We start from the raw sequence: 13699 nt of genomic DNA on the forward strand, positions 1-13699 counted from the left end.
GCGAGAGCCAGATCGCGCTCCTTTGGGGGCACGGCTGGATACGGGCGGCCTAGCGGAACCAGGCCGAGATTGGGGGCGCCGAGAGTCGCTCACCGTTGACCCACCTCAGGCTTAGCCGTCCCTCCAATGACTCCTGGCACCTCCTTGCCATCGACCCTGGTCTGTGTTCCGATGACGTTGCCAGTGCGCAGGTCAATATAAGACCCATAAGGATTAGGCCTCATGCCGAGTTTCTTGGCCTCGTGCTGAAGGTTCTGCGGGCCATGCAGGTGATCGACCTGTGTCGTCAACACAGCCTGCTGATGGCGCAACACGTTCAGATCGCGCGTCTCCTGAGCGATTTGCATGGACTGCGCCTGAATAGTCGTATTAAGAACTAACAGTCCAGCTAATCCGGCAGCCAGCATGGCGACGACGAGAATAGCGAAGCCAAGTCGGCCCATTCGTCGTTGACCGATCGGCAGTGCGCGCAGAGTTGGACGCGTCGAGGTAGGACGCGAGGTAGCCGCTTTGGCCTGCTGTGGACGCGGTGCTGGTTCGGCGCTCATCGGCTCTCCTTGCTCGCATATTGACGGTTACCAGATCGGGGTCGAACCCTCTCAATGACCCGCAACCGTGCCGAGGCGGATCGTGGATTAGTGGACACTTCGTCGGCATCAGGACGCTCAGCTCCCCGAGTAATCGGGCTGAATTGGGCAGCCATCGATTCAGGGACCATCGGTAACCCGGCTGGGGCAGTGTCGGCGCATGCCTGCCGGAAAACCTCTTTGACGAGACGATCTTCTAGGGAGTGGTAAGCCAGCACCGCTATCCGGCCACGAACGTTGAGTCGATCGAGAGCACGTGGCAGCACTGCGGGCAGGGTGTCCATCTCCCGATTGACGGCAATCCGCAGGGCCTGAAACGTCCGCTTCGCGGGGTGACCAGAGCGTTTGTACCGCACTGCGGCAGGAATGGCCTCTGTAATGACCTCAACGAGTCGCCCCGACGTCTCGAAAGGCTGACGATCACGCTCGGTGACGATGGCATGAACAATGCGATCAGCGAACTTTTCCTCGCCATACTCACGAAGTATGCGCACCAGATCGCCAGGATCAGATTCATTAAGGATCTGGGCAGCAGTGCGACCAGTGGACTGGTCCATCCGCATGTCCAGTGGGGAGTCAACGGAGTACGAGAATCCGCGATCGACCTCGTCAATGTGAAGAGAAGACAGTCCAAGGTCAAGGAGCACGGAGTCGGCATACTCCAGCCCGAGATCGTCAAGCACCGCAGGGAGTTCATCATGAACAGCATGGACAAGATGAATGCGGTCCGAGAAAGGCTTTAGCCGCGCTCCGGCCATCGCTAGGGCCTGTTGATCGCGATCGATACCGACGAGCTGAACGTCAGGGAATCGTCTCAAAACGGCCTCAGCATGACCGCCCATACCGAGGGTGCCATCGACGTGGACGCGGCGGCCATTCTCTAGCGCGGGAACGAGAAGCTCAAGAATGCGGTCGCGCATGACGGGGATGTGAATAGCATCGCTGCCGATAGCATCGGTCGCCATGAGTATCCCCTCCCCGGCATGGACTGCCAGCAACGTCTTCGACCGGTGTCGGTAACTCGTGATCCGAGGTTCCGTGCCGGCTGAACCACCTGGCACAGGGGAAGTCGTGTCAGGGGGCCCGGTCGGCACGGAGCCACGGATCACGAGGTCACTGTTCGGAAAAGACCTCCTCATTCATATCGGCGAAGGCCTCCTCCTGGGCTTCGGAGTACTTCTCCCACTCAGCGGCATCCCACACTTCAACTCGGGTAATCGCGCCCACCACGACGATCTCTTTGTTGAGACCGGCGTAGCGCCTCAACATCGGCGGGATCATGACCCGCCCCTGCTTGTCGGGAGCAGTGTCGCTAGCTCCGGCTGCCAACATGCGCTGGTAGTCGCGAACCTTCTTGACGCTCACTGATCCTTTGGCGATTTCCCGGGTCATGTCCACGAAGGTTTCGGTCGGGTAGATCGCCAGACACCTGTCCTGGCCTCTGGTGATGACCAACCCGTCGTCCAATTCGTCGCGGAACTTTGCCGGTAGGAAGAAGCGACCCTTGTCGTCGAGCTTGGGAGTGTGCGTACCCAGGAACACCGGGCACCTCCTTGCTCCACGATCGAGGTCATCTCCTCCACTTGCCTCCACCATACTCCACAACGCTCCACCCCGTCACCTTCCTCATCCTCCCTCACCACTTCTCTCCACCCGCACCGCGTCATGACGCCACCAATGGCACAAAGATTGCCGATATATGACGCGAGCAGATCGCTATGCCCTGTTTCGCACCTGCACGCCACCGATGGACATTTCAGCGTCATCAGGCCCGGATACCATGGGCTGCGGTCACTGCCGCGCACGCCAGGAGGATTCTGTTGAGCCACCACGAACCACGGCTGGTTATGCCAGCGCACGCCCAGCCTCGTGACGACATCGAGCCGCACGCAGTCTCAATTGATGACGTCGTGGCAACCACGAATGCGATCCGATCGACCGTCGCGGGTGCAATTGAGGGCAAGAACGAACGCATTGACACAGCACTCGTCGTCCTTCTCGCCCAGGGGCATCTGCTAGTGGAAGACGTTCCTGGCGTGGGGAAGACAGCACTCGTTCGAGCGCTAGGGCGCGCCATCGACTGCACCGTCCACCGCATTCAGTTCACACCGGACCTACTTCCCTCAGACATCACCGGTGTGAGCATCTATGACCAAGAAAAGCGGGCATTCATTTTTAAACCAGGCGGGATTTTCGCCAACATTGTGGTGGGCGACGAGATTAACCGCGCCTCTCCTAAAACCCAATCAGCCCTACTCGAAGCTATGGGAGAGCGCCAGGTCTCAGCGGACGGCCAGACTCACCCGCTCGAAGCCCCGTTCATGGTGGTTGCCACCCAGAACCCCATCGAAATGGAGGGCACGTACCGCCTGCCAGAGGCACAGCGTGACCGTTTCATGGCTCGTATCACGATGGGTTACCCGGCGCGATCGGCAGAGCTCGCTATGCTCGAACACCACAGCGCCGCATCACCTCTTGATGAGATCATGCCGGTGACCGACGCTCAGACAATCCGAGCCATCATCTCGACCGTACGTGGGGTACATGTTTCCACTGCGATTGCCGAGTACGTCCTCGATATCATCAGCGCCACTCGATCGCACCAGAGCATTCGGTTAGGTGCGTCTCCCCGCGCAACCCTCCACTTGGTTCGCGCTTGCCGGGCCCGCGCTGCCATGAGCGGACGCGATTACGTCATTCCCGATGACGTCCAAGCTCTGGCTGTCCCTATCCTGGCTCACCGACTGATCTTTTCGGGACGCAGTGGAGTCCCCAGTCACGAGACTGCTCACGCGGCTGAATCGGTCATCGAGTCGATTCTGCGCCAGACTCCCCTGCCTGAGCGGGGCCGATGAGCACCGCCGCAACGTCCAGCGTTACTGTCCGCCGGGGACTACTCACGTCACGAGGACGCGCGGTCGGGATCGTCGGGATCATGCTTGTGACCATCGGCCTCAGCATCGATCAGCGCAGCCTGGCGAGAATCGGGATTCTCCTCGTTTTATTGCCGTTACTAGCCATGGTTGTCGTGGCATGGCTACGACCACGCGTACACATCACTCGGGATCCCGTCGCCATCCGGATGCCGTTGGGCAGTCAGACCTGTGACGTGGTCACGGTGGAGCGTCGTGGCGGACTCCCGCTCGGAGCAGCCCAGTTCACCGACACCATCCCATCGTCGCTAGGCCAACCACAATGGTCGGCTGCCACTATCCAGACTCCACTCATACCTACGACCCGTGGTCGATTCGCCATCGGCCCAGTCGTCATGCGCACCGTCGACCCATTTGGTATGGCCTGTCGTCATTCCAATCTCGGTCATGTTGCCGAGGTGGTCGTCACGCCGCGAATCGTCGATCTTGGCGCATCCGACGAGCTCGGCAGCCCGGGATTCGACACCCGGCTCTCGGCCACCGACGCTGGACGACGTGGTGCCGACGACGCCATGGTGCGAGATTGGCACACCGGAGACTCGGTACGACGCATTCACTGGCGCTCCACCGCTCACCGCGGTGAACTCATGGTCCGACGCGAAGAACAGGCGTGGAATCCATCCGTCGTCATGGTGTTGGATTCTCGGGCTCAGCGTCATGCCGGTACTGGCCCCGACGCGTCCTTCGAGTGGGCAGTTAGCGCAGTGGCATCTATCGCGACACGTCTGACGTCCGCCGGGTATACCACCCAGGTGTGTGATTCCGCTGGCCTACTCGAGGGCGATCTTCTTGACTCCCTCATCGACGAGCCACTTCGCCCCGAGACCACGCTTACGAAAGCCGTGAAATCATGCCAAGGTATCGACGGCCCCGCTATCGCCATCCTCGGCCGGTTAGAGACGGCGGATATTGATCCGCTGATGGACTTACGACGAGATCGGGTCGCTGGTCTCGCCCTAGTCTTGGATCCCGACACGTTCACAGCTCGACGGTTTCGCGGCCCCCTTAAGCAGGCCGACGAGCACACGCATGCCGTCGCGCAACTAGCTGACGCTGGATGGACGGTTGTTCCCGTCAAATCCCATACCGCGATTGATTCGGCATGGCAAAACTTGCTACAGACCGCAAGGATGGCAACTCTATGACACGCCCTCATCGCGCCACTCAGTCGCCATCCCAACAGCCCGGTTCTCTCGACGTGGCTAAGGACTCATCTGCGCACGTCACGATTCACATCGCGGTAGCGCTGGCCATGATCTTGGCTGTCTTCTCGATCGCAAGGCTCACCACCGACCCGTTCTACTGGATCGGTCCGGCTGCCATCGCTGTGTTCCTTGAGACCATCGGCCTGGTGTGTCGGCGCCATCACTGGGATCACGCCGAGGTACAGGGCATACAAGCCATCCTCGTCGTCATTGTCGCTGCTGCAGCGGGAGGCGTCAGCGCATCGGGTTCCCCCGGCATGTTCCCCATAAATGTCTTGCATCTATACCGTGACACCATCACCGTGATCCAGACGACCACCGGGCCTCTACCCCCGTCAATCGGAGTGATCTGGCTGGCAACAACCGTTGTCGGCATTCTGACCGTCCTGACAGACCTACTGACCATTACCCTCGAGAGGCCCGGATGGTCTCTCGCTCCGCTGCTAGCTATCCATCTAGTCGCTGTGCTCGCCGCCACAGACGGCACCCCCTGGTGGAGCTTCGCCCTGATCGCGGCTGGCTGGCTCATCATCCTCACCGTCGATCATGCGCTTAGCGGAGGTGGCCCACTGGCGTGGTTAACGGCAGCCATACTCACCGTTATTGTCATCGCGCTGGCAACAATCCTGGCCACAATCGCGCCTGTCTGGGGCCATATTGATCTATCTCGCCCTGGGGCCAACCCATCGGCCCCAGTCCGGATGAGTGATCCCACGATTGATTTGCGTCGAAATCTCCACAACACGTCGACCGCATCCATCATCAGCTACACCACTAACGCCCCAGACGGTGAATACCTACGCACGACGTCTCTGCCGAAGATGACTGACCGAGGATGGGGCCTCATCCCAGTCGACCTGCAACGGACCGCCCCTGGGACGGTACCGGGATTATCCGGCCCGTCGCGCAGTCACACCGTCGACGTCAGCATCACCAAATTCTCTTCACAATATTTGCCTGCTCCGTATGGGCCAATTGCTGCCGACGTCGACCAAACCTGGGCGTGGGATCCGCAGAGTCTCACAATTGTCTCGACCTCCGCCGATCACAACCGTGCGACAACTGATATGCAGTACACCATCTCAGTTCAAGCGCCCGATCCTGATCCGGCCACCTTCGATAACGCCATAGTCGGCACCCCAGATAACGCGGTATACACCGAGGCACCTGCCACAATTCCATCTGACATTAGAGAATTAACTCACCGAATTACCGAAGGAAAATCGGCTCCGGTAGCCAAGGCCATCGCGATCCAGAATTGGCTTCGCGACAGTGCTCGATTCCGCTACGACATCAATGCCCCCGAAGGCGACGGCTACCAGGTGCTGGAAAACTTCCTGCTGCGCACCCGCCGTGGTTATTGCATCCACTTCGCGGCATCAATGGCACTTATGGCACGACTTGAGGGGATTCCATCACGAGTCTCTGTCGGCTTCCTTCCCGGCACCCGCGACGGAAACACCTGGAAAGTCAGCGCCCGCCAGATGCACGCTTGGCCCGAACTGTACTTCCAAGACTACGGCTGGGTCCGGTTTGAGCCGACAGCTGCAGTGGCACCAGCACCAGCCTGGACCACCAAAGGAACCGCCACTCATTCTACCTCCCCCACCCCCGAGTCATCGCCAACGTCTTCGGCACCGACCCCCGCGTCAGCTTCGCCTGAACCGTCACGTGCTCAAACCCCGACGCCCACCACTCGCCCAGTGCCTATTGACAACGCCAGTCATGACAACTCCATCTGGGCACCTCTCGTTGCAGTCCTCGCCATTCTCGTCGTTCTCACGCTGCCCATGCTCATTCGCATCCTCATCGCACGACGCCGAATGACTAGCGGCTCGATTGCCGGCATGTGGCGGGAAGTCCACGACCTGTGGATCGACCACGGTCTGGCCTGGCCCGATGGCACCCCGCGTCATCTGGCCGATGCCCTGGCCACCGACATGGATCCGACGACCGCCGCTGCCATTACGAAACTCGCCTTGGGCGAAGAGCGCGACCGCTGGTCAGGTAGGGATGGTTCCTACGACACCATGATCGACGACCTACATACAGTCAGGGAATGGCTGGCACACGCACATACCCCCCGACCGCACTGGTTAGCGAGGTGGATGCCAACATCGCTTATCAAGAGATGAGGCCTCATCGCGACTGACGTCGACGCCAACGCTCCTCCATCCGAGCCGTAAAAGACTCAGGATTGAGCTCGCGCTGCCTCACCCCGTTACGACGCAGCATCGCGCCCTCACCAGGCATCGACAGCAATACCCCCACCGCGACGACCATAATGGCGAACCCGACAACGCCAAGAACTCCGCTGTGAAGGACTGCCCCACCAATGACACCGGCCAGGCCCAGCAGCACCATCACCGATCCGATGAGAATCTGACGGCGCCGGGCCCGGCGATGACGCAGGCGCCGCTGCTCCAACGCGTTGTCACCGGTGTGAGAACGACGAGTCGCAGAAGCACGACGGGAGAAGGATCGGGCAAAGTCGGGATCGTCGGCAGACAGCGCCTCCTCAAGCTCGGCGAGCCGCCGCTGCTCCTCAGCTGACAAGGGCATCTCGAACTCCTACCTGACCTGCGTCGGAGTTCGCGACAATGAACTCCGTTGTACGTCAATAAGTCTACGTCCTCAGTTCTCGCTACAGGCAAGCAGACGGTCCCTCGTCATGCCATACTTCGAGGCATGACCACGCTTCGACGTACACCATTGGCGGCAGTACACGAAAGCCTCGGAGCATCGTTCACCGATTTCGCGGGCTGGAATATGCCCGTGCGGTACTCCTCCGATCTGGCTGAACACCACGCCGTCCGCAACAATGCCGGCATCTTCGACCTATCCCACATGGGCGAGATCAGGATCTCTGGCCCTGATGCTGGGGCTGCCCTCGATTACGCATTGGCCGGCAAACTTTCCGCTGTAGCGGAAGGTCGCGCGAAGTATTCCCTCCTACTTACCGACGAAGGAGGCGTCGTTGATGACCTCGTGACGTACCACCTGCCCGACGGTGATTACCTCGTCGTTGCCAATGCTGCCAATGCCGAGACTGATTTGGCGGAATTCACCAGGCGCTGCGCGCAGTTCGACGTCACCGTCACCGATGAATCCGCTCAGACCGCCCTCGTTGCTGTACAAGGCCCCAAAGCTGTCGAGATCGTGTTGGCAGCCCTCCACAAGGGCGATACCACCCTCGACATCGACGAGGTCCGCGACGTCAAGTACTACCGCTGCCTTACCGGAGAACTGAATGGTTTCCCCGTGCTCGTCGCTCGCACCGGATACACCGGCGAAGACGGCTACGAGCTGTATGTGCCGGCCGAGGCTGCCGAGGACCTGTGGCAGCTCCTCACGGTCGCAGGTGGCGACAACCTCACGCCGTGCGGCCTTGCCTGCCGCGACACCCTGCGTCTGGAAGCAGGAATGCCCCTGTACGGAAACGAGTTGGGAACCGACATCCATCCTTCTCAGGCTGGGCTTGGACGAGTTGTCAACTTCAAGAAAGAAGGCGACTTCGTCGGACGATCCGCCCTCGAGAATCGCGATGGCACCACCGATCGGGTGCTCGTCGGACTGGCCGGTCAGGGACGCCGGGCTGGACGTGCGGGGTATTCCGTCCTCAACAAGGGCACAACCGTCGGAGCTATCACCTCCGGCATCCTCTCCCCAACTCTGGGCCATCCCATCGCTATGGCCTTCGTTGATCCCGACGTCGCCGAGATTGGCACATCTCTTAGTGTTGATGTGCGAGGCAAAGCCCTCGACGTCACCGTGGTTGAATTGCCCTTCTACAAGCGAGCCTGACCCCAATCCCCACCCCAGACATCTAGGAGCAGACATGGAACTGTCCGATCTCAAGTACTCCACCGAACATGAGTGGGTCGCTATTGACGGCGACACCGTAACCGTAGGCATCACTGACTACGCCGCAGAAGCTCTGGGAGACGTCGTTTTCGTCGACGTCCCCGAAGCCGGCAGCGAAGTGTCCGCAGGATCGGCTATCGGCGAGGTGGAATCGACGAAGTCGGTCTCCGACCTTTTCAGCCCTGTAACGGGCACTGTATCTGAGGTCAACGAGGCGATTGGCGAGTCCCCCGAACTGGTCAACTCTGATCCGTTCGGACAAGGATGGTTGTTCAAAGTCTCCGGCGGTCAGCTGGCTGACGACCTCATGGACCGTGACGCCTATCTCAAGCTCACCGCTGAGTGATGACAATGACTGACCATACTGAGGATCGGCGCGGCCTCAAGGGGCCGCGCCCCTTTTCGAGCCGCCACGTCGGATCCATCGACAAGGACCTGCAATACATCGCCCACACCGTCGGGGTTACAGATTTTGAGCAGATCATTCACGATGCCATCCCGGCCTCTGTCCTTAACACCGATGGCTCCTCTGTTGGCACCCCGAGCCTACCGCCCGCCGTCGACGAGGCGACCGCCCGCGCTGAACTGGTTGAGATCGCTTCGGGTAACCGTGTTACCCGCGCCCTCATCGGTCGTGGCTATTACGGCACGCTGACCCCACCAGTGATTCGTCGCAACATCCTGGAAAACCCCTCCTGGTACACCGCATATACCCCGTACCAGCCTGAGATTTCCCAGGGTCGTCTGGAGATGCTGACGATCTACCAGCAACTCATTACTGACCTCACCGGCCTTGCCCTGGCGAACTCGTCCCTCCTCGACGAGGCCACCGCGGCGTCCGAGGGAATGCTGCTGGCCCGCCGTGCCACCCGGAAAGTGAAGTCCAACCGTTTCGTAGTGCACACTCACCTCTTTGACCAAGTACGCGATGTCGTACTGGGCCATGCTGAGGCGGCCGGCATCGAGGTAGTCGAGGCTGACCTTCGCGACCCGGCGTCGTGGCGCCCTGAGGTTGATGCGGGGTGCTTCGGCATCCTCGCTCCCTACCCGGACAGCACCGGGGCATTGTGGAACCCCTCTGAGGTGTTCGATGCGGTTCACGAAGCAGGCGGTATCGCCATCGCACAGTGCGACCTGTTGGCACTCACCTTGATGACGCCTCCCGGTGAACTCGGTGCCGACGTCGCCGTCGGCTCATCGCAACGCTTCGGAGTCCCCATGGGCAACGGCGGGCCGCACGCAGCGTACATGTCGGTTCGCAGCGGTTTAGAGCGCCAAATTCCGGGACGGCTCGTCGGCGTATCGACTGACGCCGATGGTAACCCCGCGTACCGACTGGCATTGCAGACCCGCGAGCAGCACATCCGCCGTGACAAGGCAACAAGCAATATCTGCACCGCTCAGGTTCTTCTCGCTGTGGTCGCCGCCGCCTATGCCGTGTGGCACGGACCTGAGGGGTTAACTCAGATCGCCACCCAGATCACCGATCGGGCCCATCAGCTTGCCGACGGTCTGCGCGCAGGGGGTCTTCACGTCACCGATCAGCCGTTCTTCGATACCATCCACATCAGTGCGCGTGGTGCAGCGAAAGAGTTGTGGAACCGAGCCCGGGAGGGCGGGTACACCCTCGATCTCGTTGACGACGATACTGTGCAAATATCGGTTGACGAAACCGTCACCGATGACGAGCTACACGAGCTCACCCAACTTTTGGGCGGAGATATCGACACGGTGGACGGCACGCCCGTTAACGCCTGGCCAGAGGATTTGCGGCGCACGTCATCTTTCATGACGCATCCAGTCTTCTCTAGCTACCACACTGAGACCGCCATGATGCGCTACCTGAAGCGCTTAGCAGACCGCGACTATGGCTTGGACCGCGGCATGATTCCGCTCGGTTCATGCACTATGAAGCTCAATGCTGCCGCCGAGATGGAAGCCATGACCTGGCCGGCATTTTCGCAGATGCATCCTTTCGCCCCCGTTGAGGATCAGGCCGGTAGTTTGCGCCTCATCCGTGACCTTGAGATCTGGCTAGCAGAGCTCACTGGCTACGACACTGTCTCCCTACAGCCCAATGCGGGCTCCCAAGGCGAGTACACGGGTCTAGCAGCCATCCGCAGCTACCATATTTCTCGCGGCGATACCGAACGCAATGTGTGCCTGGTACCGGCCTCCGCACATGGCACGAATGCCGCATCGGCCGCGTTGGCAGGGCTCAAGGTCGTCGTCGTCAAATCCAATGATGACGGCACAATCGACCGCGACGATCTGGCCGCCAAGATTGCTGCGAACGAGGGGCGTATAGCAGCGATCATGATTACGTACCCGTCAACTCACGGTGTCTATGAAGACGGCGTGCGACAGGTTTGTGACATGGTTCACGACGCAGGCGGACAGGTCTATATCGACGGAGCAAACTTCAATGCCCTTGTCGGATGGGGACAGTTCGGCCACATCGGCGGTGACGTTAGCCACCTCAACCTGCACAAGACTTTCGCCATCCCGCACGGAGGTGGAGGTCCTGGTGTCGGTCCCGTCGCGGCCAAAGCCCACCTAGCGCCATTCCTGCCTGGTCATCCGCTCAATCCGCGCAATGGTCATCCGCTCAATAACGGTGGGACTGTGACTCATGATGGACATGCCGTCTCCGCTGCGCCATTCGGGTCGGTGTCGGTGCTGCCGATCTCCTGGGCATACCTGCGTCTGATGGGTCTCGAGGGACTGCAATTCGCGACTGAGGTGGCTGTTCTCAACGCCAACTACATCGCTCATCGCCTGCACGACGCAATCCCGATCCTCTACACCGGACAGAATGGCTATGTGGCCCATGAGTGCATTCTCGATCTGCGGCCTCTGACTGCCCAGACGGGGATCACTGTCGATGACGTCGCTAAACGACTCATCGACTACGGGTTCCACGCACCGACCATGAGCTTCCCGGTAGCCGGAACCCTCATGGTCGAGCCCACGGAATCGGAAGACCTCGCTGAGCTAGACCGCTTCTGCGACGCCATGTTGGCGATCGTCGACGAGGCAAGGATGGTGCAGTCGGGCCATTGGCCGGCGGACGACAACCCGCTGGTTAATGCCCCGCATCCGGCAGCGCGTTTGGTAGCCGACGAGTGGAATCATCCGTATTCCCGCGAATTAGGCTGCTACCCCGGAATGCGTCTGGGTGTCCAGCGCGATCAGGAACGTGGTTTGGACGTCAATGTCGTCACCCGCATCCAAGCCAAGTACTGGCCGCCGGTGGGTCGCGTCGACAACACCTATGGCGATCGCCATCTGGTGTGCACGTGCCCTCCTCCGGAGGCATTTGAAGACTGATGCACAGCTGGCCGGGTCCAATTCAGATTGGACCCGGCCAGTTCGGTGTCGTACGCAGATCTACGCGTATGCGTGCCGCCCTGCTGTCGTGCTATGCCGCCCGAGCCCCAGAACAAGGGCTCGGGTGAACTGCTCAGCGGCGTCGGCATCATGCATAGTGATGGCGTCAAGGATGTCGCGGTGCTGCATAAGGTTTGTCCCATCATCACTCGTGAGAGTGCGGCCACCGTATTGCTCAGCGAGGTAACTCAGCAGCATTGGAACGTGGGCGACGTAGAGCGGATTGCGAGTGGCGGCCAACAGACTCCGGTGAAAAGCGTGGTCATGATTGGCGAAGCCTGCGGGGTCATTGTTTCGGATCGCCTCAGTCATACCGGAAACAGCATCCTGTAATCCTCTGAGATCTGCGCCGTCAGCCCGTTCAGCCGCCAGCCGAGCAGCGGTGGGCTCGATGGCTATCCGCAGTTCATTGGTCCAGCTCATCTCCTGTTCACGCTTGTTGCCAGACATGTGCCAATGCACCACCTTGGGCGACAACACATCCCACTCACCAGCAGGCAAGACTGTCACGCCGACGTGCCGCCGAGAACGCACCAGATTTAAAGATTCGAGGATCTTGACTGCTTCACGACACACTGAGCGGGACGCCGCAGATTCCTGCTCAATGTCTTCTAGACGCAATACGTCACCGGCTTGCAGGTCACCATCAACAATGCGGGCACCAAGACGACTGGCCACCGATGAAGCGAGGAATTCCTGAGGCATGAGAGGAACGATAACGCATAACAACGGATACGACCCGGCATTGTTAGGGAATACTCACTAAAGTGCATCGTCAGTACCGGGTAACAGTACTTTTATCAGCACTAATAGCCACCCACCGGCACTAAGTGATGTGCGTCACACTGGCTCACTTGACGCCATTTTGGTTGGATGAGGAACTCATAGCCTGATGCGCCTCAGTGACGATTTGTCTCATGGCGGCAGCCGCAGCGTCAGCATCGTGACCAGCCACCGCATCGGCAACACTGCGATGGAATCCGATTGCCTCCTGTTTAGGTTCAAAGGGCATGAGGTGGGTACGCCCCTCCAGGACAGCAGAAACGATCTTGACATGGGATGCCACCAACGGGTTATGGGAGGCATGGAGCAGGACGGTATGAAAGTTGATGTCCCAGCGTAGATACTCATCAAGGTCACGGTCAGCAGCAGCCGCGATCATTCCGGTCACGGCAAGGGCCAGCGTGGTCGTCTGATGCCGAGTTGCTCGCTGAGCTGCGAGTTCAGCGGCCAACGGCTCAACCGCTGACCTCAGCTCACTAATCCAAGCGATCACTTCATCACGTCTGGGCCCAGACAAGAACCATTCAATGACTGCCGGGGAGCTGACATCCCACTCTGATTCCTCAGTAACGACAATGCCGATTCGACGCCGTGCCCTGACGATGTGGAGAGCTTCCAGAAGCTTGACAGCCTCCCTCGTGACCGACCGGGAGACGCCAAACTCTGAATCAAGTTCCTCAAGCCTCATAACGGTTCCAGGGGGAAGGGCGCCGCTCACGATTCGCGCACCGAGAACGTGGGAGACCGTGGTGGCCATAGAGGCATCCAACATGCCCTCAGCCTAGCGAGAGCGTCGCCTCGAACCTTGTGAAGGCCTCCGTGGCACGACACCACCCCTGAAGATATGAGTTCAAGCGTTCACTTTCTGTACAAGTCTGATTCCAACAGGTACGCTGAGGCACGTCAGCGAAGACCGCGATTCTGGGAGACCACCATG

12 protein-coding genes are annotated in these 13699 nt (G+C 60.0%); 6 read left to right on the forward strand and 6 right to left on the reverse strand.

Translation table 11 applies throughout. The features are described from left to right. Positions 1-89: 89 nt before the first annotated feature. The 3 genes from FYJ43_RS07115 to mraZ all read right to left on the reverse strand — a co-directional run bounded on the left by FYJ43_RS07115 (position 90) and on the right by mraZ (position 2129). Entirely contained in the window at positions 90-443 is a 354-nt protein-coding gene (locus FYJ43_RS07115) for a cell division protein FtsL (RefSeq protein ID WP_154563570.1), read from the reverse strand. Between the two features lie 101 nt (positions 444-544). Beyond that, the gene (gene rsmH / locus FYJ43_RS07120; RefSeq protein WP_326833458.1) at positions 545-1558 is read right to left on the reverse strand and encodes a 16S rRNA (cytosine(1402)-N(4))-methyltransferase RsmH; all 1014 of its coding nucleotides are present in this window, start codon (positions 1556-1558) and stop codon (positions 545-547) included. A 142-nt stretch (positions 1559-1700) separates the two neighbouring features. Then, entirely contained in the window at positions 1701-2129 is a 429-nt protein-coding gene (gene mraZ / locus FYJ43_RS07125; protein ID WP_326833422.1) for a division/cell wall cluster transcriptional repressor MraZ, read from the reverse strand. Positions 2130-2434: 305 nt separating this feature from the next. On the opposite strand from mraZ, the gene FYJ43_RS07130 reads away from it, so the two are divergent. The 3 genes from FYJ43_RS07130 to FYJ43_RS07140 are packed head-to-tail and all read left to right on the forward strand — an operon-like array spanning position 2435 to position 6860. Further along, entirely contained in the window at positions 2435-3442 is a 1008-nt protein-coding gene (locus FYJ43_RS07130) for an AAA family ATPase (RefSeq protein WP_154563572.1), read from the forward strand. Continuing rightward, the gene (locus FYJ43_RS07135) at positions 3439-4665 is read left to right on the forward strand and encodes a DUF58 domain-containing protein (RefSeq protein ID WP_154563201.1); all 1227 of its coding nucleotides are present in this window, start codon (positions 3439-3441) and stop codon (positions 4663-4665) included. The genes FYJ43_RS07130 and FYJ43_RS07135 overlap by 4 nt, the downstream gene beginning before the upstream one ends. Then, a complete protein-coding gene (locus FYJ43_RS07140; RefSeq protein ID WP_154563203.1) occupies positions 4662-6860 on the forward strand; it encodes a transglutaminase family protein in 2199 nt (732 codons plus the stop codon). Before FYJ43_RS07135 ends, FYJ43_RS07140 begins: the two co-directional genes overlap by 4 nt. 4 nt (positions 6861-6864) lie before the next feature. On the opposite strand, the gene FYJ43_RS07145 is transcribed toward FYJ43_RS07140, so the two are convergent. Then, positions 6865-7287, reverse strand: a complete 423-nt coding sequence (locus FYJ43_RS07145; protein ID WP_154563205.1) for a DUF3040 domain-containing protein — start codon at positions 7285-7287, stop codon at positions 6865-6867. Positions 7288-7413: 126 nt separating this feature from the next. On the opposite strand from FYJ43_RS07145, the gene gcvT reads away from it, so the two are divergent. The 3 genes from gcvT to gcvP are packed head-to-tail and all read left to right on the forward strand — an operon-like array spanning position 7414 to position 11919. Next, positions 7414-8529 (forward strand): glycine cleavage system aminomethyltransferase GcvT, encoded by a 1116-nt coding sequence (gcvT, locus tag FYJ43_RS07150; protein WP_154563207.1) that lies wholly within the window; start codon positions 7414-7416, stop codon positions 8527-8529. A gap of 34 nt (positions 8530-8563) precedes the next feature. Further along, positions 8564-8935, forward strand: coding sequence for a glycine cleavage system protein GcvH (gene gcvH / locus FYJ43_RS07155; protein WP_154563209.1), 372 nt, complete (start codon positions 8564-8566; stop codon positions 8933-8935). After that, positions 8935-11919 carry an aminomethyl-transferring glycine dehydrogenase gene (gene gcvP, locus FYJ43_RS07160; RefSeq protein ID WP_154563211.1) on the forward strand — a complete coding sequence of 995 codons (2985 nt, stop codon included), beginning with the start codon at positions 8935-8937 and terminating at the stop codon, positions 11917-11919. The genes gcvH and gcvP overlap by 1 nt, the downstream gene beginning before the upstream one ends. 60 nt (positions 11920-11979) lie before the next feature. Here the strand turns inward: gcvP and FYJ43_RS07165 are convergent, their stop codons facing one another. Continuing rightward, on the reverse strand, positions 11980-12684 hold the full coding sequence (locus FYJ43_RS07165; RefSeq protein WP_154563213.1) for a FadR/GntR family transcriptional regulator: 705 nt from the start codon (positions 12682-12684) through the stop codon (positions 11980-11982). Between the two features lie 145 nt (positions 12685-12829). Beyond that, positions 12830-13534 carry a FadR/GntR family transcriptional regulator gene (locus FYJ43_RS07170; RefSeq protein WP_154563215.1) on the reverse strand — a complete coding sequence of 235 codons (705 nt, stop codon included), beginning with the start codon at positions 13532-13534 and terminating at the stop codon, positions 12830-12832. Between the last annotated feature and the right edge of the window lie 165 nt (positions 13535-13699).

It is taken from the genome of Cutibacterium porci, assembly GCF_009696315.1.
GTDB classification, from domain to species: domain Bacteria; phylum Actinomycetota; class Actinomycetes; order Propionibacteriales; family Propionibacteriaceae; genus Cutibacterium; species Cutibacterium porci.

What these genes read in the sequence shown, in the direction of transcription:
- FYJ43_RS07115 (WP_154563570.1), bottom strand. Translation starts at nt 443, where the DNA reads ATGGGCCGACTTGGCTTCGCTATTCTCGTCGTCGCCATGCTGGCTGCC.
- FYJ43_RS07130 (WP_154563572.1), top strand. Translation starts at nt 2,435, where the DNA reads ATGCCAGCGCACGCCCAGCCTCGTGACGACATCGAGCCGCACGCAGTC.
- FYJ43_RS07135 (WP_154563201.1), top strand. Translation starts at nt 3,439, where the DNA reads ATGAGCACCGCCGCAACGTCCAGCGTTACTGTCCGCCGGGGACTACTC.
- FYJ43_RS07140 (WP_154563203.1), top strand. Translation starts at nt 4,662, where the DNA reads ATGACACGCCCTCATCGCGCCACTCAGTCGCCATCCCAACAGCCCGGT.
- FYJ43_RS07145 (WP_154563205.1), bottom strand. Translation starts at nt 7,287, where the DNA reads ATGCCCTTGTCAGCTGAGGAGCAGCGGCGGCTCGCCGAGCTTGAGGAG.
- gcvT (WP_154563207.1), top strand. Translation starts at nt 7,414, where the DNA reads ATGACCACGCTTCGACGTACACCATTGGCGGCAGTACACGAAAGCCTC.
- gcvH (WP_154563209.1), top strand. Translation starts at nt 8,564, where the DNA reads ATGGAACTGTCCGATCTCAAGTACTCCACCGAACATGAGTGGGTCGCT.
- gcvP (WP_154563211.1), top strand. Translation starts at nt 8,935, where the DNA reads ATGACAATGACTGACCATACTGAGGATCGGCGCGGCCTCAAGGGGCCG.
- FYJ43_RS07165 (WP_154563213.1), bottom strand. Translation starts at nt 12,684, where the DNA reads ATGCCTCAGGAATTCCTCGCTTCATCGGTGGCCAGTCGTCTTGGTGCC.
- FYJ43_RS07170 (WP_154563215.1), bottom strand. Translation starts at nt 13,534, where the DNA reads ATGTTGGATGCCTCTATGGCCACCACGGTCTCCCACGTTCTCGGTGCG.